Below are 23,030 nucleotides of genomic sequence, written 5' to 3'. Positions count from 1 at the left end.
TAAACATTTGTTAGCATTTATTTCAAAATGTCTTTAAAGTTTTCAACATGATAGTCGATAAGCTTTATTAAGCGGTATGGGTCTATTGCCGGCTGCGAATAATTTCCTTTACCGGCTATCAGGGTGGAATTATGTTTATTACGCGGACGTTTTCCGATATGAAAATGGGGAAAAAGCTGGGTCTCAGCTTTTTTGTGCTGATAATGGCAACTCTGGCTATCGCGCTGTTAGCGTACAAGGGCTTTCAGGCCATTAAAGAGAATGCGCAAAAACAGGATATCACCGTCGATTTTGTCAACAGCCTTGGTAAAGCACGGACCAGTCGGCTGCTTTATCAGTACACAAAAGACAATCAATATGCGCAGGTCAATGCAAAAGCGCTGGGCGATTTAACGGCGCAGGTAAATAAACTTAAAACGTTTAGCTGGGACAGTCAGGGCGAAAATATTCTCAATACTGCCGCAAGCGAACTGGAAAACTACAAGACGCATCGCGACGTTTTTTATAATGCCTCCCAGAAAACGTTTGCTGCTGCATCCATCCTTCAAAATAACGATCTCCTCATGGTCGGCCAACAGCTTGACGGTGTCACGCTACCCACTCAGCCTGAAGCGATGCTTCAGGTACTGCGCTTAGCGTCGATACTGAAAGAGATCGCCGGCGATGTAGAGCGTTTCGTCGACAAACCGACCGAATCCAGTAAAAGTGAAATCAGCGACAATATTACTACCGTTTCCCAGTTGCGGGCGCAGCTACTCGAGCTGTCTGTGCCAGATATCCAGGCGGTGCTGGCGACGCAGAAAACGGATTTGACGCAACTCAGGCAGGCCTTCACTGACTATCTGTCAGCAGTGGCTTTAGAGACAGCTGCATCAAAGCAACTCAGTTCCACAGCCGAAAGACTGAATACGTCCGTTGCGGAGCTTTTTAACTATCAGGGGGCTGAATCCGCAAATGTGTTACACAAAGCAGAAATGCAGATTGCACTTGTCGCTGTAATTTGTGTTCTTCTTAGTCTGCTGATCGCCTGGCGAATAACACTTTCCATCACGGTTCCGTTGAAAGAAACGCTCAGCGTAGCCAAACGCATAGCTGAAGGCGATTTGACCACCTCGCTGTCCACGGCTCGTCGTGATGAACTGGGGCAATTGATGCAGGCCGTCAGCGTGATGAACGAAAGCCTGCAAAACATCATTACCCATGTACGCGACGGCGTGAACAGCGTGGCTCGGGCTTCCTCAGAGATCGCTGCCGGCAATATGGATCTGTCTTCCCGGACCGAGCAACAGTCTGCCGCTGTGGTGCAAACTGCGGCCAGTATGGAAGAGTTAACCTCCACCGTGAAACAGAATGCGGAAAACGCGCATCACGCCAGCCAACTCGCTACAGAAGCTTCTGCCAATGCCGGACGCGGCGGTGAGATCATCCGAAGCGTTGTCACCACCATGCAAGGCATTACGACCAGTTCAGGTAAGATTGGCGAAATTATCAGTGTCATTAACGGTATTTCCTTCCAGACGAATATTCTGGCCCTGAACGCTGCCGTGGAGGCGGCACGTGCCGGCGAACAAGGGCGTGGTTTTGCCGTTGTCGCTGGCGAAGTCAGAAACCTGGCGCAGCGCAGCGCTGTTGCGGCTAAGGAAATTGAGACGCTGATCCGCGATTCACTGAATCGGGTCAATGAAGGTTCGACCCTGGTGGATCAGGCGGGAACGACAATGGACGAGATCGTGCTGTCGGTGACTCAGGTTAAAGATATTATGAGCGAAATCGCGGCAGCCTCGGATGAGCAGAATCGTGGCATCTCGCAGATCGCCCAGGCGATGACAGAGATGGATACCACGACGCAACAGAACGCCGCGCTGGTTGAAGAGTCCTCAGCCGCTGCCAGCTCACTGGAATCGCAGGCAGAAGCGCTGGAAAAAACGGTTGCTGTATTCCGGGTACCCAGTAACAAGAAAAGTGTGGTGGCCAGTCAGGCTGTATCGTCCGCAGCACCTAAAGTCGTGGTGTCTGCACGCCAGTCCAGCGTAACTGAAGCCAACTGGGAAACGTTCTGATACCGGAAACAGTGACGCCGGCAAGCTGCCGGCGTCACTGTGGTTGGCTGAAAAGAGCGGTGCAACACGTATCCTGAACTGATTTTGTTGCCCTGCTTTGTAACGATGCCGGTTCCGACCTGGTCATTTCAGTCGGTTTTTTGCGGCTTAATGCACATACAGAGTAATCCTGCCAGCACCAACATGACGCCGACCATCGCGCCTGTATGAAAGGGCTCAGCGAACAGCGGCAGAGTGATTGCCATCAACCAGACCAGTACATAGCTGATGCTCAGCAACGGATAGGCCCGGCTGAGCGGCAGATGGCGCAGTGCCAGAAACCAGCTCACCATCGAACAGGCGTAAGCAGTCAGTCCGCCACACAGAATCAGCAGCGGCAGCCAGTTCACGGGGTGCTGGATCAACACGGCCTGCAAACTGGGCAACTGAAGCATCGCCCAGCGCAGCATTAACTGAGCGAGTGTCACCAGCAAAACGCTGCATAAGGCCAGCAAATAACCCTTCATGCGTAGCTCCCTATCAGGGCGACGCCTGCGACAATCAGTACCGTGCCAGCCCATTGCAGAGGCGACATTCTTTCACGCCAGATAAACCGTGCGGCCAGGGCAACCAGAATAAAGTTAATACTCAGCATCGGGTAGGCCAGGCTTACCGGCAAACGCTGCAGCACCAGCAACCAGGCCACCATCCCCAGCGCTAACATGATAAGACTGGCCAGCAGCCAGCCGGCCAGGTTAGCCCTGTTTGTTTGCCGTGCCGCCTGTTTCTGACAGAGCTGACCTGCGCAGGTGAGTAAACTGGTCAGCAGCACCAATAATAAACTCACGATCAGTTAGCCGCATTGTATTGCAGTAACAGCATCCGACCGTTGCGATAGACCGCATCCGCTGGCGGTAAATCTGTGGGTGTCGCTTCACCGCGTTCCAGCATCATGATCAACGAGACATTGCCCTGCTTACGGTGCGCCTGAAGCCATTGCGGGAAATCCTCGCTGCTGACATAGGCAGACTGGGCATCGGGATAGCTAAGACCATACTGCAGCTCGCCCTTTTGACTGTAGGCAATGATATCGCTGCGTTTCAGCGTCCAGGCGATGGCTGACGACACGCCGGAATTATCACTTAAGATATAGCGGCTGTTCGCCAGGCTGTTTTCAATACTGCGGATGAAGACCTGGGGTTGCTTAGTATTCTCAACGCTTTCCGGAATTGCCGAACCGACACAGAGCGCCAGCGCCAAAGGGCAAAGCGCGGCGGCCAGCCAGTTGCGTTGTGGCGATTTCAGGCTGAAAGCCCCCGCGACAGCCCAGCCCGCAAACGCGATCACGGCCATAATGAGTGCAACCAGCTGATGTGCGCCATAGAGCGGACGATGGCTTAATCCCCAGGGTGCCAGCACGACCAGCAATGCAACCACACAGATCGCGCCAAACAGGATATTGATCCAGGCGTTGACTTTAAAGACGCGCGTGTTCTCACCCACTTTACGCCAGGCATAGTCCGCCATCAGCAGCGCCAGCGGCGCAAAGCAAGGCAGGATATACGTCGGCAGTTTCCCTTTCGCAATGCTGAAAAACACCAAGGGGATCACGACCCAGCTCAACAGATAAACACCACCTGAGGACTGCTGGCGTTCGGTCCAGCCTGAACGCAGTGCGCCCGGTAACAACGCCAGCCAGGGCAGCGCGCCGGCAATCAGCACTGGCAGGTAGTACCAGAAAGGTGCCTTATGCTGTGCGTTGTCTTCGGCAAAACGCTGGATATGCTCAACCCAGAAAAAGTAATGCCAGAAATCAGGTTGCTGCTGCTGAATGGCAATCGCCCAGGGTGCACTGATGGCTGCCGCACTGACAATCGCCAGTGGGCCATAAATAACCAGTTCCCGAAAACGCTGGTTCCAGATCGCCCATGGAAGGATCGCCAGTACAGGAACCGCCAGGGCAAGGAAACCTTTGGTCATAAAGCCCATGCCGCAGGCTAAGCCCAAAATCAGATAACGGAGGATACGTTGCCGCACATTTTGCGCTTCGCTGGCGAACCAGTAGCTGCACATCGCCGCAACCATCCATAACGTCAGCATCGGATCCAGCACGGCATAAGTACCAATACCGTAGACCAGAAGTGAGGTCATAAAGATAACGCTGGCCGTGAGAGCAACGGTACGGCGAGCAAACAGGCGACAACCCAGCCAGTAAATCAGGATGGCGCTCATCAGGGTTGAAAAGACCGAACCAATCCTGACGGCGAAGTTATTGTGACCAAAAATGGCCTGTCCAACAGTATTGAACCAGTAACCGGCGATGGGTTTTTCGAAATAACGCAGACCGAAGAAGTGCGGCGTAATCCAGTTGCCGTTTTGCAGCATTTCACGGCTGATTTCGGCATAACGCGTTTCATCGGGCTGCCAGAGATTGCGGAACTCCAGAGGAAGTAAATAATAAAGAACGAAAAGTGAAACCAGTAGTACCGTCTTTTTGGTGGCAGTCATGGTGCTTACCTTGTTAAATTCTCACAACCCAACCAGCCTTCCCGGCCAGCAATGTGCCCACGAACAACCTTGCCGACAGGCAATGTGTCGAGGTCGTCAGGCAAGAGGTCGCTCAGCGGGCAAAATTGTATTCCCTGCTCGCGGGCACGCTGTAACAACGTATCGAACGCATTGAGTTGACTGATACCTTCGACTTCAGCATGGATGGTATACACCGGGGTGCCCTGATCGGCGTGGATCTGTTCCAGGATGTAATCGTTGAACCGTTCAGCACTCAGCGTGGGACCGACCACTTCGTCCCAGGTGGGTAACGTCACGGGGATCTGTACCGTACCCGGCTCGCCATTTCTCAACTGTGGGCGAAAAGGCGCGGTACCGCGGCAATCGCTGTTGTACGCAAAACCAAATGTTTGCTTGGCCTGAATAACACGACCATCCGCGCGCCAGCCCGCCACGGCGGAACAGGTGACAGGTTTGCCGATAATGGCCTCCAGCGCATCCCGTCCTTTCGCAATCTGCTGAATAAGCTGTTCTTCATTCCAGACGCCTGCCCACGTTTGCCAGGCAAAGTGATCCCAGGCGTGCAGGCCAACTTCATGGTAATCGGCCGTCATGCGGATAATATCGCGCATCCCTGCCCCAATCTGTTTTCCTGGCCAGGCGGTCCCGGCCAACAGGATATCCCAGCCATAAAGCGATGCTGCGCGTGAGCGCAGCATTTTCCACAGAAAGCGCGGCTTCATCAGACGCCATAAATGGCGTCCCATGTTGTCAGGCCCGACACTGAAGAAAAAGGATGACTGGACATCGTGTTTTTTGAAGACCTCAATCAGCGCGGGCACGCCAAGTTTTGTCCCGCGCCAGGTATCGACATCGACACGTAGACCGACTTTCCTCATGCCTTATCGTCCTGAAGCTCAACGGTGCGCAGGAAGAAGTCGAGAGTGTTATCGATGGTCGTATTCATTTGCACTTCAGGTGTCCAGCCCAGCAGGCGTTTTGCATTACGGATTGAAGGCTTACGGTGCTCAACATCCTGATAGCCCTTGCCATAATAGCTGCTGCTTTCCACTTCACGGAAACCGGCAAACGGCGGGAAGCTGGCACGCAGCGGGTGACGCTCAAAGCTCTCCAGCAGACGTTCTGCCAGCTCTTTGATACTCGCTTCGTTGTCTGGATTACCGATGTTAATGATCTGCCCGTCGCAGTTATTGTTTTTGTTTTCAATAATTCTGAACAGGGCTTCAACACCATCACTGATATCTGTAAAACAGCGCTTCTGACGACCACCATCAAACAGCTTGATAGGCGAACCTTCCACCAGGTTTAAAATCAACTGGGTAATGGCACGCGAACTTCCGATGCGCGCGGCATTGAGGTTGTCCAGGCGCGGACCCATCCAGTTAAACGGACGGAACAGGGTGAAGCGCAGACCTTCTTTTTCACCGTAAGCCCAGATGACCCGGTCTAACAGCTGCTTGGAAACCGAGTAAATCCAGCGCTGTTTGTTAATCGGACCGACGACCAGGTTCGAGTGGTCTTCATCAAAGTTGCTGTCGGTACACATCCCATACACTTCGGACGTTGACGGGAAAATGATACGTTTGCCGTACTTCACACAGTCGCGAACAATTTTGAGGTTTTCTTCAAAATCCAGCTCAAAGACACGCAGCGGGTTGCGGGTATACTCAATCGGCGTGGCGATAGCGACCAACGGCAGAATGACGTCACATTTTTTAATGTGGTATTCGATCCACTCTGAGTGGATGCTGATATCGCCTTCAACAAACTGGAAGCGCGGATGACCAACAAAGCGGCTGATCGCGTCGGAACCAATATCCAGGCCAAACACTTCGAAGTTGTCGTCCTGCAGCAGGCGCTCGGTCAGATGGTTACCAATAAAGCCGTTAACACCCAGGATCAACACGCGGGTGCGACGCTTCACGGCGGCCACAGCCTGAGAATACAGCAGTGCGCCATTTACCATGCCCAGATGTTGCGCCAGCTGAACACCGTTCATGTAAACGCTGTTCGGGGTTTGCCCCGTCTGGATTTCCAGCGCGCCTTCACCACAAGCCACGACAAACGGATCGGCTGACAGCACGGTTCCCGGACGAGCGTTGTGCGCGGTCGTTAAAACTTTGGCTTTCCAGACCACAAACTTTGTGGTGCCGGCAAACGCAAACGCGCCCGGCCATGGATCGGTAACGGCACGGACCAGATTATTGATTTGCTTAGCAGGCAGGCTCCAGTTGATGCGACCATCTTCTGGTGTTCTGCGACCCACAACCGTGGCTTCCGCTTCGTTTTGCGGCTTGCCGACGATATTGCCCTGTTTCATCGCGGGCAAGGTGCTTTCCAGCAGCTCACTGGCACAGTCAACCAGTTTGCGGTGCAGGGTTAACGCGTTGTCTTCTTCAGCAATGGCGATGCGCTGTTGCGCGATGATTTCACCCGCATCGGCTTTTTTCACCATGCGGTGTAAGGTCACACCGGTTTCCGTTTCGCCATTCACCAGCGCCCAGTTTAATGGCGCACGACCGCGGTATTTTGGCAGCAGTGAACCGTGCAGGTTAAAAGCGCCCTGCTTCGCGCAGTTCAGAATGTCGTCACACAACAGGTTGCGGTAGTAGAAGGAGAAAATAACATCAGGTTCTGCTGATTTAATGCGATCGATCCACAGCGGATGGTTAACCTCATCCGGAGCATAAACCGGGATTGAATTTTCAGCCGCAATTCGCGCCACTGAGCCAAAAAAGTGATTTTCTGACGCCGTGTCGGCATGGGTGTAGATGGCGCTGATAGTGAAGCCTGCTTTCAACAGCGCATTAATGCCCGCACAACCCATGTCGTGATAAGCGAAGACGATAGTTTTCATTACTCGGTTTCCTGTACAGAACGGTCTTTCTGAGGATTGATAACACGTTGAATAAAATAGCGTGGACGGGCACGTACATCGTTGTAGATACGACCAATGTATTCACCCAGCAGTCCCATGCCGATAAATTGCGCGCCGATAAAGATAAACAGGACGGCAAACAACATAAAAACACCATCGCCAGCCCAGGCTGCGCCCAGAAACAGCCGCAGCAGAATCAGAATCACGGAGAACGCAAAACCTGCAATCGCAATCAGGCTGCCCAGTACACTTAGCATGCGTAGTGGTGTGGTTGTGAGACAGGTGACAAGGTCGTACATCAGGTTAATCAGGCGCATAAAGCTGTACTTCGAACTGCCGTGTTCACGTTCTGCGTGAGTAACCGGGAGTTCAATCGTACGACGCGCAAAGGTGTTAGCCAGGATCGGGATAAACGTGCTGCGCTCATGGCAGTTAAGCATGGCATCGATAATGTGACGGCGATAAGCCCGCAGCATACAACCGTAATCCCCCATCGATTTACCGGTCACGCGTTGAATCATCTGGTTGATGGTGCGTGATGCCTGACGACGGAACCAGCTGTCCTGACGATTCTGGCGTACCGTGCCGACAACGTCATAGCCTTCCTGAGCGGCGGCCACCAGACGGGGAATTTCTTCGGGTGGGTTTTGCAAATCGGCATCCAGCGTGATGATGAGATCGCCGCTGACATTGCTGAATCCCGCCATAATCGCGGAGTGCTGACCATAGTTACGGTTGAGCAAAACGGCGACAATATGACTGCCGGGCAGTGAGGCTGCATCGGCGATCATCGTCGCGGACGCATCCTGGCTGCCGTCGTCGACCAGCAGAATTTCATAGTCCAGGTTCAGGCTCTTACAGGCATCATCGGTACGCTGAATCAATGCCGGTAAGCTTTCCTGCTCATTGTAAACCGGGATGACTACCGATACTTTTTCAATCTTTTTATCGTCGAACATTTAAACCCCAGCCAGTCCACGTAGTGCGCTGATAACGCGTTCAACGTCATCGTCAGTCATGTCGGGAAACAACGGAATGGAACAAATACGCTCGCTGTTCCACTCAGTGGCAGGCAGCGATAAATGCGGATAATGCTCACGGTAATATTTGTGCGTATGCGCTGCACGGAAATGCAGCCCCGTGCCGATGTCCTGCTCTTTCAGCGCCTGCATCAGTGCATCACGGGTCATACCGCACGCCTGCTCATCAACGCGAATAATGAAGAGATGCCAGGCGTGCTGATGCTGCCAGGCGGGCGGAACAAGAGGCTTAAACGGCGTATCTTTAAGGGCATCGAGGTAACGTTGCGCTATCGCCGCGCGACGCTGATTGATTTCGGGGAGCTTCTCCAGCTGAACCAGCGCAATGGCCGCGCTGATATCCGGCAGATTGTATTTAAAGCCCGGCATAATCACTTCTGCCTGCGGCTGACGACCGTGTGTTTGACGATCAAACGCGTCGACGCCCAGACCATGAAACTTCAGGCTGCGAATGCGATCGGCCAGAGCCGCGTCGTCGGTGACGACCAGGCCACCTTCTGCGCAGGTCATGTTTTTGATGGCATGGAAGGAAAAAATAGCATTTCCCTGGCCACCCACGTGTTTACCTTTGTAGTAGGTACCGGCCGCATGCGCGGCATCTTCAATGACCGGAATGCCATGGCGTTGGCCGATAGCATAGATCGCGTCCATATCCGCAGGCGCACCCGCATAATGGACAGGGATAATCGCCCTGGTTTTCGGCGTAATCGCCGCTTCGATAGCTTCAGGGGTCACCATCAGATTATCGATATCCACATCGATCATCACCGGCATCGCACCAAGTAACGTGATGATATTTAATGTAGAAACCCAGGTCAGGGAAGGTGTGATGACTTCATCACCGGCTTTAATGCCCAACGCCATTAACATGACGTGCATACCGGCAGTAGCAGACGTGACGGCAATAGCGTGTTGATTGCCGGTTAACTGGCAAAATGCGCGCTCAAGTTCAGCACACTTCGGCCCGGTCGTAATCCAGCCAGACGCAAAGACCTCACGCACTGCAGACAATTCAGTCTCGCCTAAAGAAGGACGAGAAAACGGAAGAAACGCCATTAAGTAATGTCCTTAAACTGTTTTGCCTTTTTTCCAGAAGAAAGAGGATAAGTTTGAAATATGAAAACAGCCAAAATGTAATCTTATGCTCATTTTTTTCCGTTAAAATCCGCGAAAAGAGGCAAAGTACACTGACCTCTGATCGTGAAGTCAAATATTAGAAAAATATTCACTTCATAACGATGCCAAATGATACGCTCGTAACCTTAACCAAACATTAAACGCTTCATTCAATTCACAAATTGACACGATCTTTATTAGGTTTACCAGATTAATCACATTAAATAAACAGATATGTTTGACAGTTTCATGAAGAGATTACCGCACATTCTGCAAATGCTGCCAGGCGGTATCTACATTGTTGACAGATAGCATTTTCTAAGGGAAAGTCGGAGTTTTGATACACGCGTTGCACTCATAATGTGACGGTGATCACTTTTCTAACTTTTAGATTTTTTTCTTATGAACAAGGAATTAGGCGTCACTACATCGTCAGTTGAACCTGCTGATTCTGGCTTCTGGAATTCGATGGTGCCGGAACTGACTGTCACTGATTTTGCCAGATCCTTTGCGTTTTATGTCGATGAACTGGGGTTTACTTTGAGAATAAGACGCATTCATTCAGACTTCGCTTATCTCTGTTATGGTGAAGCGCAATTAATGATTTAACAGCAGCATGACGCGGGCTGGCACACCGCAGAGATGCAGTATCCTTTGGGACGCGGTATTAACTTCCAGACAGAAGTCTCCAATATTCAGCAGCTTCACACGCGCCTGGTGAAAACGGGCACGCCCTTGTTCCGACCACTTAGCGAAAACGCCTACTCTACGGGTGAGAAATATGAACGCCAGCAGGAGTTACTGGTTCAGGATCCAGATGGCTACCTGCTGCGTTTTTGTCAGGTCTTAGACTGAAAAAACATTACAGCGCGACCACCTCGCTGACCTGATGGTGAAAGACATAGGGATCGGAGATCAACCCAAACTGTTCGTCATCCGCATAGGTAACTGCCACCGGGTAATCCTCGCCAGCAAACGCTTTCACTGCCGCCAGATCCCGCCAGTATGTGGCCAGAAAGAAATGCTGCCACTCTCCCTGTGCAACCTGATGAATAAAAGCGCCTGTGTTACCGGGTACCGATTCTGCATGCTGCACGCCCGTCTTCTGTAGATGCGTAAAAAATGCCTCTGCGTGCTGCTGAGGGACACAACCATGCCAGGTTCTGACAATCATCGTTTTCTCCTTTTAATGACGTAATGTCATGGTAACACGCTGTTTTTATAAAAAATTAAGACTGGCAGTGAAAAATAATGTTGTCGGCTGGCACAAATCCGAATTTGTTCTACATTTAGTGGCCCGACCAGGGGAACGACATTCATCACAGCAAAAAACAAAAACGGTAAAAATTATGGAATTGAGCAAGTTTGAGGTCAGAACGGGCCTGTGGCCACACATGCATTTCACGGATATTGAATACGATCACCGTGGCGGAAGTTACGAAATTTATGCCACCGATGTGACCAATCAAACCAAGAGTAAACTGTTTATCTGTCGTACCACGGATGAACAACAGGCGAAGCAACTGGCGGAGCAATTTAAAATCTGGCTGCCCAAAGTTAACAGCAGAAAGCGTAAAGCGACGGCGAAATCCGCACTTACCGGTTATGATCGCGTCGCGTGCCATAAAGGGTAAATACGGATTCATGCTGGCCGCCCCGTAGCAGATGAAGGCTGCTGTGGGGCGGCCTTGCACAGAAGCGATAAATCACGCGACCGATCAGGTTTGCGCCAGACATTACGCGGCGGCGTTATTAAACCGGGCGGTTTTTCATCGTATCAGTCGGACAGCCTTGTATGAACGTCACCTGGCCTGCCCGTAACCACTTCCTGCCCGGCACCATGCCAGTCTTGCCTGAGCAAAACGCTCACCATAAAAGTGACAGTGTCATTTTTTCTGCCCAGCGCTAACGCATCGGCATCGCAGACATTCCCCACACTGAGCAACCCCCGTAATGCCTTAAACGTAAACGTCTGACTCCGCCTGGTCAGCCGTTTGATAACAACATGAAAAAGCGTCTGATGTCCGTTCATTATTTCTGATCGAGCCCTTTTTCATCACGTTTTTTTATTAGGCGTATTGTTTTTCTCTCTGGCATCCTGCGCATTCCCTTCTCTTCCTCCAGCCGACATTAAACTGACCATGTCTTGCCGATTTTTTCAGGTTATTATCGTTTTGCTTAATCACATTAAATGCAGACGACACGGCTGACATGCCAATAGAGCGGTGCGGGCACATACGGGAAATGAGGGAGAAAAAGTCAAAGTGGCCCCAATGAAGTCTAAACGTGTACTGATTATCGAAGATGATGCCGATGCAGCCGGCGTACTTGAAGCCTATCTTAAACGTGAAGGCTACACGGTGATGATTGCTGGCGATGGAATGACAGGACTTGACCACGCGCAACGGTGGCAGCCCGATCTCATTCTGCTTGATGTGATGCTGCCCGTCATGAACGGCACGGAAGTTCTGGCGGCCCTTCGACGCAGGGGAAATACACCAGTGATTATGGTGACAGCGATGGGAGATGCCCCCGACAGGATCGGCGCATTACGCTATGGTGCAGATGATTATGTGGTGAAACCCTACCATCCTGGCGAGGTCGTCGCACGTGTTCAGGCCGTTTTACGTCGCACCCAACAAAGTACCGTCCCCGACAGCACATTGTGTTGGGCGGGCCTGGAAGTCGACACTGAATCGCTGACAGCGGTAGTAAAAAATGAACAGGGCATTCAGCGGCTCGATCTGACCCCAACGGAGTTTTCGATTCTGGTGACGTTGATGCGCGCCCCAACCCGCCCGTTTAGTCGCTTATTCTTGCTTGAACACTGCCTGCCTGAAAGTGATGCGCTTGAGCGCGTGGTTGATACCCATGTTTATAACCTGCGACGCAAACTGGAAGCCGCAGGCATGTCAGATATCTTACCTGCGGTTCGCAGCGCGGGTTACAGGTTCAGACAACCATGAAACTAAAAACGCACGACTCAATGTGGCGCTGGATCTGCATCCGTATTTTGATAATCGGTCTGGGAAGCGTCATCCTTATCGCGTTTTGCATGTGGCTGCGTTTCGCGCTGCAAATGCTCTGGGTTTACTCTCGCATGCCTGCGGACGTCTGGGCGGAGTTTTCCCGCATACGGTTACACCCGGAGCAGGCACCGGCTCGCTTTCATCAGATTGTCGATCAGTGGTGGGGCGTCGGCTTTTCCGACCCGTCAATCGCCTCGGCTGACTGGCTGACGGTCGCCGTGCTGGTCGCCGTGGTGATTCCGTTCTTTATTGTAATGGGGCTGCGCTTCGCCCGACCGCTGGCGAAACAGTTTAGTCAGCTGGCGAATGCGGCACGCGATGTGGCACAGGGGAAATTCGGCACATCGGTCGGTCAGGTCGACGGCGCGCCACAGGAATTAGTGCGGTTTACGGAAGACTTTAATCTGATGACCCAGCAGTTAGCCCGTTACGAACGCGAACTTAAAGCTTCGCAGGTTGCCATTGCTCATGAACTACGATCGCCACTCACCGCAGCCATTGGCCGCTTACAAGGCATTGTCGACGGCGTATTTGCGCCGGAACCTCAGCAGTTCTCCATGATCATGAAGCAGCTGACGCAGCTGAGCCGCCTGACGGATGAACTGCACTTATTATCGTTAGCGGAAGCTGGCCAGCTTACGCTCAGCCTGAGCCGGTTTAACCTTACCGAACTGTTACGCGAACGTACGGCGTGGCTAGCGCCTCAGGCTGAAGCCGAACAGATGGTGATTGAGGTGCAGTCACCCGGCCAACTCTCTTTCACTGGCGATGTCTCCCGGCTGGGCCAGGTGGTAACCATCTTAACGGAAAATGCACTGCGCTATGCCGCAGAGGGGAAACGGTTTTATGTGACCGCTCATACCTCGCCCGCCGCTGTCACACTGCAGTTTCGTGACTATGGGCCGGGCGTGGATCCTCAGTTTCTGCCTGTCATTTTCGACCGTTTCACCCGGGCAGAATCGTCACGCGCACGGCATTCCGGCGGAAGCGGTCTCGGCATGTCTATTGCGAAGGCTATCGTGGAGGCGCACGGTGGGGAGATATTTGCACGTTTGCCTGCGGACGGCGGACTGCAGATTACGATCGCTTTGCCTTTATCTGACGACGCGCGCTCAATCTGAGTGCGTGCTGGCCTGTACAGGCTTTTTTGTCTGCCTTGACCATTTCTTGATAATTCATCGAAGGTTTCTGGACATAACCCGCTTTAAATGAGCCTGTCTCATTTCAGGAATACGGTTATGACAGATTTTATTCCCGCTTTTGCCCGCCAGGCGCTGCGTCATCTGAGCTTTCCGGGTTATGTGTTACCGTCACTGTTTGTCGTGGCAGGCATGCTTATCCTGTCAGGCTGCCGGGAGGAAGCGCCGCCTGCGCGTGAAGCGCCTCGTCCCGTGCGGACAGTACTGGTTCCGCCCTTCTCCAGCGGTGGACTGATGACGCAGACGGGTGAAATTCGTGCCCATGAAGAAATTTCGCTGGCTTTCAGGCTGGATGGCCGCGTCATTACCCGCACCACGGACATTGGACAGCATGTGAATGCCGGTCAGGTTCTGGCGACCTTAGACAGTAATGCCGCTCAAAACCAGCTCAGCAGTGCCACTGCCGATCTGGCGAGTGCGCGCGCTTCAGAACATGTTGCCGCACTAACGCTGCGTCGTATGCAGCAGCTGATGCCCGGTGGGGCCATTTCCCGTTCGCAGTTAGACAGTGCAAAAGGTGACTGGCAGGCGGCCGTTTCACGGCGTCAGAGCAGTGAAGCCGCGCTTAAAAATGCCCAGGATAATCTCAACTGGACGCAGCTTACCGCGCCGCGCGCCGGTGTCATTACCGCCGTCAATGTCCAGCCGGGTCAGGTGGTAAGCGCCGCGCAGTCCGTAATGACGCTTGCCGCTGATGGCGATCGCGATGCTGTCTTTGACCTTGCTGAACCCTCGCTGGCGGAGTACGCCTCCTCCACGCCCTTCAGCATTACGCTGTTATCGAACCCTGCGATAAAGACACAAGGGCATTTTCGCGATATCAGTCCGCAGGCCGATCCGCAGACCCGCACCTGGCGGCTGCGTGTCATGCTGCCTCAACCGCCGGTCGCTATGGCGTTGGGGTCGACCGTCGTGGGGGCCTTTCCCGGTAAAGCCGAACAGGTTGTCACCCTGCCCGCCAGCGCTCTCACGCGTGCCGGTGATCGTCCCGCCGTTTTTGTGGTGAACACCCAGTCCCATCAGCTTTCACTCAGGCCGGTCACGCTGGCGCGCTTCGATGCCCAACATATCTATCTCAGTGCTGGCGTGATACCGGGTGAGCGCGTAGTCACCGCAGGCGTGAAAACGCTCTTGCCGGGAGAGCGGGTACAGTCCGGGGAGGATGAAAAATGAGAAGATCGGCTGAAAGAGCCCGCTTTAATCTCTCTGCCTGGGCGTTAGCACATCAGCAACTGGTGGTGTTTTTCATGCTGTTGGTGATGACGACGGGTGTACTGAGTTACATCGATCTGCCCCGTAATGAAGATCCGGCGTTTACCATCAAAACGGCGGTCGTGTCCGCACAATGGCCCGGTGCCACGGTGGAAGACACGATGCAGTTAGTGACGGATACGCTGGAAAAAAAACTGCAGGAAACACCGTTCCTGGATTTTATCGAGAGTGAAACCCGGGCGGGAAAGGCCGTCATCTTTGTTAACCTGCGTGATGATACGCCGCCGGATCAGGTCCCGACTATCTGGTACCAGATTCGGAAAAAAATGCAGGATATCGCCTCATCGCTTCCACAAGGCGTTCAGGGTCCCGCTGTTAATGACGAATTTGGCGACACCTATGGCACGATTTATGGCTTTACGGCCGATGGCTTCAGTCCGCGAGAACTGCGGGATAAAGTCGATGAGATCCGTCGAAGCCTGATGGATGTGCCAGACATGGGTAAAATTACCCTGCCCGGCGAACAGGAAGAACACATTGTTATCGCGTTTTCGCCACGGCAGTTAGCGGGCATGGGCCTTACGCTTCGGGAGGTAAGTGATGCTCTGGCCGCGCAAAATGCCGTTGCGCCCGCAGGTGTAATACGCACTGATAAAGAAAATATTGCACTTCATGTCAGTGGTGCATTGACCTCGGCTGATAACCTTAATGCCATTACCTTACATATCGGCCAGCGCTTTATCCCGCTGACCAGTATTGCCACGATAACGCTTCAGCCTGCTGAACCGCCGGCATCAACCTTCCGGGTCAACGGCGAGCCTGGCATTGGCCTGGCCATCTCCATGGCCCCGACGGGTAATATGCTGAAATTTGGTCAGGCCATTCATGCGCGCATGGAGACGATTGCCGCCCAGCTCCCGCACGGTATCACGATGGTGAAGATCGCCGATCAATCCACCGTTGTTAAAACCGCCGTCAGTGGCTTTGTGCGGGTGCTGGCGGAAGCGGTACTGATCGTTCTGGCAATCTCGTTTTTCTCGCTGGGTTTCCGTGCCGGGCTGGTGGTCGCCGCTGCGATTCCCCTCGTTCTGGCCATGACATTCGTCGGCATGACAGTGGCCGGTATTGGCCTGCAACGCATTTCGCTGGGGGCTCTCATTATTGCGCTGGGTTTACTGGTCGATGATGCCATGATCACGGTTGAAACCATGGTTTCCCGCCTTGAGGCGGGAGACAGCAAAGCGCAGGCCGCAACCTTTGCGTTTAAAACCACCGCGTTTCCTATGCTGACGGGAACGCTGGTGATGATCGCCGGTTTTATTCCGGTCGGTTTTGCGGCCTCCAGCGCCGGTGAATATTGTTACTCTCTTTTTGCAGTCGTGCTGATCTCGCTGCTGTGCTCCTGGGTCGTGGCGATTCTGTTTTCCCCTGTTATCGGCACCTGGCTGTTAACTGAGCAGGTGACAGCCCCATCACCACCTCCCGGTCTGATGGCCCGCTGCTATCGTCGTCTGCTTGATCGGGTTTTACACTACCGCTGGACAACCGTGATAAGCGCCTTGTTATTGCTGGGAATGGGGATTGCAGGCACTACATTAATGCAGGGCGAATTCTTCCCCGCGTCCGATCGTCCCGAGCTGTTAGTGAATCTTTCGCTGGCGGCAAATGCCTCTCAAAGTGAAACGACACGGCGTACCGCACAGCTGGAAACCCTGTTGCGCGCCGATCACGATGTCGATCACTTCTCCAGCTATGTCGGCGCAGGTGCCGTGCGGTTTTATTTGCCCATGGAAGTCTTGCTGGACAATGAAAATGTGGCGCAACTGGTTGTGGTGACTAAGAACCTGGAAGCGCGCGATCGCGTTCGACGCCGCCTGGAGGCGACACTGGCGCGGGATTTCAGCGATCTGACTGCCCGTGTGGCCCCTCTCGAACTGGGTCCACCCGTCGGCTGGCCATTGAAATACCGCGTCACCGGCCCTGACTACAGCAAAGTACGGGACATCGCGGAAAAACTGGCTGCTCAACTTTCGCGTTCGCCGAATACGCGTGAGGTAAATATGACGGCTGGCGAGCCCGAGCGGGAAATCAATGTTGAGGTAAACCAGACTGCTGCACGCGCCGTCGGCGTCTCCTCAGAAAGCATTGCTTCCACACTAAATACTGTCATGTCCGGCAGTACCGTGACCACGGTTCGCGATCATAACCGGCTGATAGATGTGGTTCTGCGCGGCAACGATCGGGAACGACAGGACACAGCCATCTTAGACAGCCTGATGCTCAACACAGCTTCCGGGCAAAAAATTCCGCTTGGGCAGGTCGCCACACTGAAATGGCAGCTCGACGATCCGGTGATTTGGCGACGACAGCGTTTGCCCTATATCACCGTGCAAACCGATATTGCACCTGAGCAACGGGCCGAAACGGTGTCTGATCAACTGAGACCTGGCCTGGATACTCTGCGGGCAACCTTGCCCGCAGGTTACGCCATTGAAGAAGGTGGAACCGTCGCCGAGTCGAATAAAGGTAACAGTTCGGTGTTTGCCGTTTTGCCGGTCACCCTGTGCTGCATGCTTGTGTTATTGATGCTGCAGTTGAAGCGGTTCTCCAGAATGCTGCTTGCGCTGCTGATGGCACCTTTCGGCCTGCCGGGGATTGTCCTGGCAATGTTACCGGGTGGCACGCCGATGGGGTTTGTCGCACTGCTGGGCATCATTGCGCTGGCGGGCATGATTATCCGTAACGCCGTAATCATGATCAGCGAGGTAGACAGCCATGCGCAGGCTGGCATGGCACAGGGTGACGCCATCCGCCATGCCGCACTGCACCGGGCGCGTCCCATCCTGCTCACTGCCTGCGCGGCAATCTTCGGCATGTTACCTATTTCACATCAGGTTTTCTGGGGGCCAATGGCATTCGCGATCATCGGTGGGCTGATCACCGGCACATTGGTCACGCTGACCCTGCTGCCTGCCTCACTCAGCCTGATAATGGCATGGGAAAACCGCGGCGCGCCCCGATCGCGCAAATGAGGGCGGCGAATATTGTCACTGGGTTACGGATCGCAGTGCGCAACGGAATGAGGCATACGGTCCGGGTATGGAGGGCATGAATGGCGCACAAGGCCTGCACAGTATCACTAGCGTGCATCGAAGGAGAGAAACGCGTCTTATGCGCCAAAAAGAAGGCTTTTCGCCACGCAAAACGTATATCAAGAAGAAAGCGCTGCGATATCGCAGCGCTCGTGTTGTGGGCCTGAAGCGATCAGGCCCAGTGACAGCGCATCAGAAACTTTCCCAGTTAACCTTGTCTGCACCGGTGGCATTCAGTTGCGGTCTTTTTAACACAGGCGATGCATAGCTCACGGCTACAGGGGACGATACTGCCACCTGCGTGACGCTCTCGTTAACTTTGAACGTTGACACCAGTCTCGACAACGTTTCCGCCTGCTCCTGTAAAGATTTGGATGCAGATGAAGCTTCCTCAACCAGGGAGGCGTTCTGCTGCGTGACCTCATCCATCTGGCCGATAGCCTGGTGCACCTGCTCAATGCCTTTGCTTTGCTCGGCTGTAGCAGCGGCAATTTCATTAACCAGATCGGCAACCTGCTGAATAGCATGGCCCACGTTATCGGAGTTACTGCCTACGCTTGTTGCCTGCGTCAGCCCCTGTTCAACCTGCGAAACAGACGTGGTGATTAACTCTTTAATTTCACGCGCCGCGGATGACGAACGTTGTGCCAGATTGCGAACTTCTGATGCCACGACCGCAAAACCACGGCCATGCTCACCCGCACGGGCAGCTTCAACCGCGGCGTTAAGGGCCAGAATATTCGTCTGAAATGCAATACCTTCGATCAACCCTGTGATATCAGATATTTTGGCTGAGCTACCGCGAATTTCATCCATCGTGGTCAGCATCTGACTCACGGCTTCGCCGTTCTGCCTGGACAGTTTATTGGCGTTATTGGCCAGGTTGCTGGCCTGGACTGCGCCCTCGGCATTTTGCCGTACGGTATCGCTGAGCGTAGCCATACTAACCGATGTCTCTTCCAGCGAGGCGGCCTGTTGCTCAGTGCGAGATGACAAATCTTCGTTGCCAGCCGCAATCTGCGTCGATCCTGTGCTGACGGATTGCGCCGCATGATTGACTGACAGCAGCGTAGTCGATACACGCTTAAGCAGATCATTAAACGCCATAGCCGTTTGACCAATCTCATCCTTTCTCAACACCGGCGCTAAGCGTGTCAGATCCAAATTGCTGCTCACTTCAGCCATGGTATCTTTGATGCTGGTAAGGCTACGTTTAATGCCAACAATAATATTTATTGAGAACGCACCGAGCAGCAAAATAATCAACAGTGATGCACAGGTCATCATCCAGACGGTCTTAGAATAAATCTGATTATTCTGTGCTCTGAGTGCATCACCAATCTGAATGTTCAGCTCAATTTGTTTAGTGAAATCAGACTCCATTTTACGTGCGGCAGCGCCAATGCCATTGTCACTTTGCAGGAGAGAAAGTGACAGTTCATTATTATGGCTACGTGACGCAGCAAGAAAAGCAGGTAACGCGCTGCGGACCGCATCGAGGTTACGATTGGCCCCAACGGTCATTTCTTTATCTTCATCACTGGAAATATCATTCGCCATATAATAATCATTTAATGACTTGATGTTATTAATAATGGTATTAATTTTTTGTTCTGCTTCAGCCTGATTAGCGCTGTCTGTCGCCGTCTGATGGCGATACAGGGCCAGCCCCAGTTGGTTAGTTGCGCTAATTGACTTATTCAGATCTTTAATGCTGGGAATAGCATTAACCTGAACATATTCAAAGCGCGACTGAAAGCCCGAAATCACAGATAAAGAAACAGCAACAAGCGCACAAAGTGATAAAGCAAGCAAAGAAAATGCCAGCACTAAACGCTGCGTGATTGTCATAGAAAAAACTCCCCCGGATAGGTAAAAACTACAATTATTTTCACAGGCCTTTATCGGCAAATAACTAACCGGCTTTACAACGTAATTTTATTTCCAGAACCTTGAAAAAAAGAAAACAGCGACTATGACGGGATATTTTGTCACTAACAGAAACTATAGGGTTAAATGTGAACAGGTTGTTTCATTAAAATATAAATCCATGATAATAAGCGCATATTGCTACGCACCGCCTGTGCGTTAAAATAGAACGTTCTCCATAATGACAACCGCAGTTCGTGCAGCTAAGGTAGCGGTTTTTACACAGAGATTATGATGGAAAGGTTATTCGTTTATGGGACTTTGCGCCCGGGCCACAGTAATGCCCACATTCTCGACAGGGTCGGAGGCAACTGGCAGGCAGGCTTTGTAAGCGGCATTTTCTATCCTCAGGGGTGCGGAGCAGCCGCAGGCTTTCCTGGTCTGGTGCTGGATAGCCGAGGTCCGCGCGTTGAGGGTTACGTTTTTAGTTCTGATAATCTCTTATCATATTGGTCCATGCTGGACGAATTTGAAGACGGGTACGATCGCCTCAGGACGGAAGTGACCCTTGAAAACGGTGACACTGTCACCGCTTACGTCTATCAACTGCAACCGCAATGCACACCGCCGCGCGCATAAACAGCTAATGCGCGTTTGTCAGCGCTTTACGCCTGAACCACTGCATGGGGCGGGCAAACATTACCAGGTTACCGCTTAAAATCAGTAGCAAGCCGGCCACACTATGACTTTGCCAGGTATAGCCTTCAAAAAGTGTGGAGAACGATAACGCGACCAGAGGGAACATAAGTGTGGTGTAGGCGGCTTTGCCCGCACTTGTGCGTTTGATCAGGGTGAAATAAGCCCAGAAAGCGATGACGGAACCAAACACCGCCAGATAAAGTAAGGCGCCGAGATAAGTGAAGGTCCATTGCGGTGAGAAGCTGGCACCACGAATAATAGCGATAAGGCCCATAACGAGAGCACCATAAAACATGGCCCAGGCGTTGGTGGTCATCGTCTCAAGATGCCGACGCTGATGGCGCAGGCTGATCATATTGCCTAATGAAAAACCAAAGGTACCCAGTGCTGACAGCCCCATTCCCATGAGCGCGTTACTGTTCCAGTCGCTGATATGCAGATCGTGCCAGAACAGGACGACCATGCCGGTTAATCCCAGTGCGGCGGCAAACCAGAAACGGGGGAGTGGGCGCTGGCCAAAGAAAATATAACTGTTTACCGCGTTATAGAGCACGGCCATCGAAAAAATCACCGACTCCAGGCCTGTATTAATGTAAGCCGCAGCCGTGTAAAAACACCAAAAATTAAAGCAAAACACACAGCATCCCTGGATCAGACAAAACAGATGGTCCTGCCATGCCAGGCGGCGCAGGCGTCCCAGCAGCGTTAACAGTATCAGCATAATGACGCTGGCGATGGCAAACCGCCAGAATACCGAAACCGTGACATCTACAGGCCCCTGCTGTAAAAAAATAGCGATCCAGGTTGTTCCCCAAATCACGACCACAATGGCGTAAAGTATTGCGTTCATCGTTATCCCTCTGCCTCAGACTCTCTTCAACTGTGACGTAATCGCGAGGGGTCGGCTTTCATCATGTTGCGGTCGGGTTGCAAAATCTTGCGCATTTTAGCGTGATACATCTGGCTACCTGACGTCTGTCATCCTAGACTGGACCTCTGTTTATCAAGCGGAAGCATGCCATGTCTCGCGTTTACGACACCTTTGAAACACTGCGTCAAAAAAAGGCCGTGCTGCGGGAATCGGTGATGCTTAATTCGGGCATCCGACTGGCCGCCTGGCACAACAAACAAGACCGCGTTACCGTTAACAGCAATCATCATACGCTCAGCCTGTATATTGCTGATGGTTATGAGAGTTACCACAAAACGGCAAACGGATGGCGCAACGGCGGCGGACCGAATAAATTTTGCCTGATGCCGCAGCACAGTGAATCGACCTGGGATGTACGCAGCGATCTCTCCTTCGTGCATCTCTACTGCACAGATGAGCACCTGCGAGAGGTCGGTGAAAAGATTTGGGATCGCAGCCCGGCCTCGTTATCCCTCGATGAAAAGATTTTTGCCAGTGATGACACGATTACGGCGTTGTATCGCCAGTTTTTACTTAGCTGCGACTGGCAGCAGCCAGCCAATCAGCTGATGCTGAGCACCGCCAGCACGTTGTTGTTAACCCATCTGATTCAACACTATTCGTGTGTCCAGTGGCGGCTTCCCTCTGTCACGGGCGGACTTGCTCCCTATGTGTTGCGCAATACCCTGGCGTTTATTGATGCGCACCTGGCTCTGCCCCTTACTCTGAACGTTCTCGCCAGCCAGGCCAGTCTGAGTGAATATCATTTTGCCCGGATGTTTCGTCAGTCACTCGGCGTTGCACCTCACCAGTACGTGATGAAGCGCCGGATGGAAAACGCGCGTCAGATGATCGTATCGACATCATTGTCGTTAACCGAGATTGCACTGGAGAATGGTTTTAACTCACTGAGCCATTTCAGTAACCGGTTTAAGCAGGTGACCGGATCGACACCGTCGCAGTTACGCATGGCCAGCGGCCCTCAATTGTTATGAATCGTCTCAGTCATGGACGAAGCACCCCGCGAGTTAACCTAAACCAATCCTCACACATTGGCGGTTCGTGCTTTGACGCATTGTGTAACCTGATTACACTACGTGCAGATTCATTCGGACGCCCTGTGACGGGATAACCTTCTTTTTACCCTCCGGTGAGTAAAACGCTTTCGTGATGGTTTTGCTCGCCCTGGGGCGACAGCAGGCTTCCCGTCGCGATGACTGGCCTTTTGTCCGGTTAATCATGAATCAGACCATAAGGACCACCGTCATGTTTATGTTCAAAAATGCGCTATTCCCGCCTCCCGGATGGACGGCATCCTTGCTGTAAGGCATCCGTAAAGCGTTTTTAAACGCGGAACGGCAATGCGGCACCCCTGCCTTGCACAACGGAACCACACCACTGACGTACTGGCAGACCTC

The 23,030-nt window shown here is 52.8% G+C and carries 18 protein-coding genes and 1 pseudogene; 9 read left to right on the top strand and 10 right to left on the bottom strand.

Annotated elements, in window-relative coordinates:
* The first annotated feature begins 131 nt into the window (after window positions 1-131).
* Window positions 132-2,060: a methyl-accepting chemotaxis protein gene (locus RAC90_RS19725; protein ID WP_058708903.1), complete on the top strand. Its 1,929-nt coding sequence runs from the start codon at window positions 132-134 to the stop codon at window positions 2,058-2,060.
* 128 nt (window positions 2,061-2,188) lie between these two features.
* On the opposite strand, the gene arnF is transcribed toward RAC90_RS19725, so the two are convergent.
* Genes arnF through arnB form a run of 7 tightly spaced genes read right to left on the bottom strand, consistent with a single transcriptional unit; the run spans window position 2,189 to window position 9,542 of the window.
* Window positions 2,189-2,566: a 4-amino-4-deoxy-L-arabinose-phosphoundecaprenol flippase subunit ArnF gene (gene arnF, locus RAC90_RS19720; RefSeq protein WP_058708902.1), complete on the bottom strand. Its 378-nt coding sequence runs from the start codon at window positions 2,564-2,566 to the stop codon at window positions 2,189-2,191.
* Window positions 2,563-2,886, bottom strand: coding sequence for a 4-amino-4-deoxy-L-arabinose-phosphoundecaprenol flippase subunit ArnE (gene arnE, locus RAC90_RS19715; protein ID WP_006121943.1), 324 nt, complete (start codon window positions 2,884-2,886; stop codon window positions 2,563-2,565). Before arnE ends, arnF begins: the two co-directional genes overlap by 4 nt.
* Before the next feature lie 2 nt (window positions 2,887-2,888).
* Window positions 2,889-4,547 (bottom strand): lipid IV(A) 4-amino-4-deoxy-L-arabinosyltransferase, encoded by a 1,659-nt coding sequence (gene arnT, locus RAC90_RS19710; protein ID WP_262960123.1) that lies wholly within the window; start codon window positions 4,545-4,547, stop codon window positions 2,889-2,891.
* Between the two features lie 5 nt (window positions 4,548-4,552).
* Window positions 4,553-5,446 (bottom strand): 4-deoxy-4-formamido-L-arabinose-phosphoundecaprenol deformylase, encoded by an 894-nt coding sequence (gene arnD / locus RAC90_RS19705; RefSeq protein ID WP_039339451.1) that lies wholly within the window; start codon window positions 5,444-5,446, stop codon window positions 4,553-4,555.
* Window positions 5,443-7,425, bottom strand: coding sequence for a bifunctional UDP-4-amino-4-deoxy-L-arabinose formyltransferase/UDP-glucuronic acid oxidase ArnA (gene arnA, locus RAC90_RS19700; RefSeq protein WP_006121946.1), 1,983 nt, complete (start codon window positions 7,423-7,425; stop codon window positions 5,443-5,445). The genes arnD and arnA overlap by 4 nt, the downstream gene beginning before the upstream one ends.
* Entirely contained in the window at window positions 7,425-8,405 is a 981-nt protein-coding gene (gene arnC, locus RAC90_RS19695; RefSeq protein ID WP_033742463.1) for an undecaprenyl-phosphate 4-deoxy-4-formamido-L-arabinose transferase, read from the bottom strand. The genes arnA and arnC overlap by 1 nt, the downstream gene beginning before the upstream one ends.
* Window positions 8,406-9,542, bottom strand: a complete 1,137-nt coding sequence (arnB, locus tag RAC90_RS19690; RefSeq protein ID WP_058702544.1) for a UDP-4-amino-4-deoxy-L-arabinose aminotransferase — start codon at window positions 9,540-9,542, stop codon at window positions 8,406-8,408.
* Between the two features lie 528 nt (window positions 9,543-10,070).
* Between arnB and RAC90_RS19685 the strand changes: the two are divergent.
* Window positions 10,071-10,457 (top strand): annotated as a pseudogene (locus tag RAC90_RS19685) (bleomycin resistance protein).
* Between the two features lie 7 nt (window positions 10,458-10,464).
* Here the strand turns inward: RAC90_RS19685 and RAC90_RS19680 are convergent.
* A complete protein-coding gene (locus RAC90_RS19680) occupies window positions 10,465-10,776 on the bottom strand; it encodes a hypothetical protein (RefSeq protein WP_006121950.1) in 312 nt (103 codons plus the stop codon).
* A 175-nt stretch (window positions 10,777-10,951) separates the two neighbouring features.
* On the opposite strand from RAC90_RS19680, the gene RAC90_RS19675 reads away from it, so the two are divergent.
* The 5 genes from RAC90_RS19675 (at window position 10,952) to RAC90_RS19655 (ending at window position 18,074) form a co-directional block, all read left to right on the top strand.
* A complete protein-coding gene (locus tag RAC90_RS19675) occupies window positions 10,952-11,236 on the top strand; it encodes a hypothetical protein (protein ID WP_006121951.1) in 285 nt (94 codons plus the stop codon).
* A 639-nt stretch (window positions 11,237-11,875) separates the two neighbouring features.
* Window positions 11,876-12,568 carry a response regulator gene (locus RAC90_RS19670; RefSeq protein WP_375124692.1) on the top strand — a complete coding sequence of 231 codons (693 nt, stop codon included), beginning with the start codon at window positions 11,876-11,878 and terminating at the stop codon, window positions 12,566-12,568.
* Window positions 12,565-13,752, top strand: a complete 1,188-nt coding sequence (locus tag RAC90_RS19665; protein WP_058708900.1) for a cell wall metabolism sensor histidine kinase WalK — start codon at window positions 12,565-12,567, stop codon at window positions 13,750-13,752. The genes RAC90_RS19670 and RAC90_RS19665 overlap by 4 nt, the downstream gene beginning before the upstream one ends.
* 117 nt (window positions 13,753-13,869) lie before the next feature.
* The gene (locus tag RAC90_RS19660; RefSeq protein ID WP_058708899.1) at window positions 13,870-15,003 is read left to right on the top strand and encodes an efflux RND transporter periplasmic adaptor subunit; all 1,134 of its coding nucleotides are present in this window, start codon (window positions 13,870-13,872) and stop codon (window positions 15,001-15,003) included.
* A complete protein-coding gene (locus tag RAC90_RS19655; protein WP_324030731.1) occupies window positions 15,000-18,074 on the top strand; it encodes an efflux RND transporter permease subunit in 3,075 nt (1,024 codons plus the stop codon). The genes RAC90_RS19660 and RAC90_RS19655 overlap by 4 nt, the downstream gene beginning before the upstream one ends.
* Window positions 18,075-18,326: 252 nt before the next feature.
* Here RAC90_RS19655 and RAC90_RS19650 read toward each other — a convergent pair whose 3' ends face one another.
* Window positions 18,327-19,985, bottom strand: a complete 1,659-nt coding sequence (locus tag RAC90_RS19650; protein ID WP_375124691.1) for a methyl-accepting chemotaxis protein — start codon at window positions 19,983-19,985, stop codon at window positions 18,327-18,329.
* 312 nt (window positions 19,986-20,297) lie between these two features.
* Between RAC90_RS19650 and RAC90_RS19645 the strand changes: the two genes are divergently transcribed.
* On the top strand, window positions 20,298-20,642 hold the full coding sequence (locus RAC90_RS19645; protein WP_044243074.1) for a gamma-glutamylcyclotransferase family protein: 345 nt from the start codon (window positions 20,298-20,300) through the stop codon (window positions 20,640-20,642).
* Window positions 20,643-20,646: 4 nt separating this feature from the next.
* Here the strand turns inward: RAC90_RS19645 and RAC90_RS19640 are convergent, their stop codons facing one another.
* Window positions 20,647-21,552, bottom strand: a complete 906-nt coding sequence (locus tag RAC90_RS19640) for a DMT family transporter (RefSeq protein ID WP_324030732.1) — start codon at window positions 21,550-21,552, stop codon at window positions 20,647-20,649.
* A gap of 170 nt (window positions 21,553-21,722) precedes the next feature.
* Here RAC90_RS19640 and RAC90_RS19635 point away from each other — a divergent pair, with 170 nt between their 5' ends.
* On the top strand, window positions 21,723-22,607 hold the full coding sequence (locus RAC90_RS19635; protein WP_039339471.1) for a helix-turn-helix transcriptional regulator: 885 nt from the start codon (window positions 21,723-21,725) through the stop codon (window positions 22,605-22,607).
* Window positions 22,608-23,030 lie beyond the last annotated feature (423 nt).

This window comes from Pantoea sp. CS_6 (assembly GCF_041954745.1).
In the GTDB taxonomy this organism is placed as follows: Bacteria; Pseudomonadota; Gammaproteobacteria; order Enterobacterales; family Enterobacteriaceae; genus Pantoea; species Pantoea stewartii.
Note: the sequence above shows the minus strand (reverse complement) of the source record. Positions and strands in the feature narration are given on the sequence as shown.